Below are 1,205 nucleotides of genomic sequence, written 5' to 3' on the forward strand. Positions count from 1 at the left end.
GCGGGCGTACCTCGAGCGCCACGGCAAGCCGGTGGCGTTGTACAGCGACAAGGCGAGCGTGTTCCGCAGCACGACTGCGAGCAAGACCGGCCGCAGCGTGACACACTTCGGCCGGGCGATGTACGAGCTGAACATCGACACGTTCTGCGCGAACAGCAGCCCGGCCAAGGGACGCGTCGAGCGCGCGCATCTGACCTTGCAGGACCGGCTGGTGAAGGAACTGCGGCTGCGGGGGATCAGCACGGTGGCCGATGCCAACGCGTATGCGCCCTCCTTCATCGCGGCCTACAACGCGCGGTTCGCGAAACCGCCGAAGAGCGACTTCAATGCGCACAGGCCGCTACGCGCCGACGAGGATCTGGATCTCCTGCTGACGTGGCGTGAAACGCGCCGGGTATCGAAATCGCTGACGGTGCTGTACGACCGGGTGCTCTACCTGCTGGACGACACGCCGGAGCACCGCAAGCTGATTCACCGCTACATCGACGTGTGGGAGTACCCGGACGGGCGGATCGAGATCCGGGCCGACGGCGACGTGCTGTCTTGCCGGCAGTACGACAAGCTGGCGGAAGTGGACCAAGGCGCGGTGATTGAGCAAAAACGCCTGAGCCACGTGCTGCAAGTTTCGCAAGCGATCCAGGCGCAGCGCGACAACCGGCGGATTTCCGGTTCGCCGTCGCGCACCAATCAAGGTGAAGCCGTTCGTACTCCAGATCGTCAAGCTGGAACCAAGAAGCAACGGGAGTTCACGCAAGCCGACGTCGAACAGGTGATTGTGGATCTGGCCCAGCATAGACAGGCGCAACCGCCACCCCGCAAACCGGGCCGGCGGTCTGCCAAAGCAATCGAAGGGGACGTAAGCGCTCTGCCCGTTCAGACGCCCTCCTTCGACACTGCGTAACGATTAAACCCAGGATAAACAGGCAGCTATACCAACCGCAAACCCGGACATTTGAACTTAGCCGCAAGGCGGACATTTGAGAATGGCTTTGACATTTAGTTGTAGTAGCTTTATAGAAATGTCGTGTTCTGGCCACTTAGATGGAATGGTCGCCTCCCGCCACATCGACCATTCCAACGCCTGTCTCCGCTTTCTGGGTTCCTGGTACGGATGTGCGACAGTGTCTTGTCCATTCTTCCGTTCAGGAGAGATTCCATGGAGCCCACGACGATCGCCATCGACCTAGCCACGCGCGTTTTCCAGA

1 pseudogene is annotated in these 1,205 nt (G+C 60.9%); it reads left to right on the forward strand.

The window, feature by feature from the left end:
• Positions 1 to 901 (forward strand): annotated as a pseudogene (locus G3N94_RS41570) (ISNCY family transposase); the annotation flags it as partial.
• Positions 902 to 1,205: the final 304 nt, after the last annotated feature.

Source organism: Burkholderia sp. Ac-20353 (assembly GCF_017104785.1).
GTDB lineage: Bacteria > Pseudomonadota > Gammaproteobacteria > Burkholderiales > Burkholderiaceae > Burkholderia.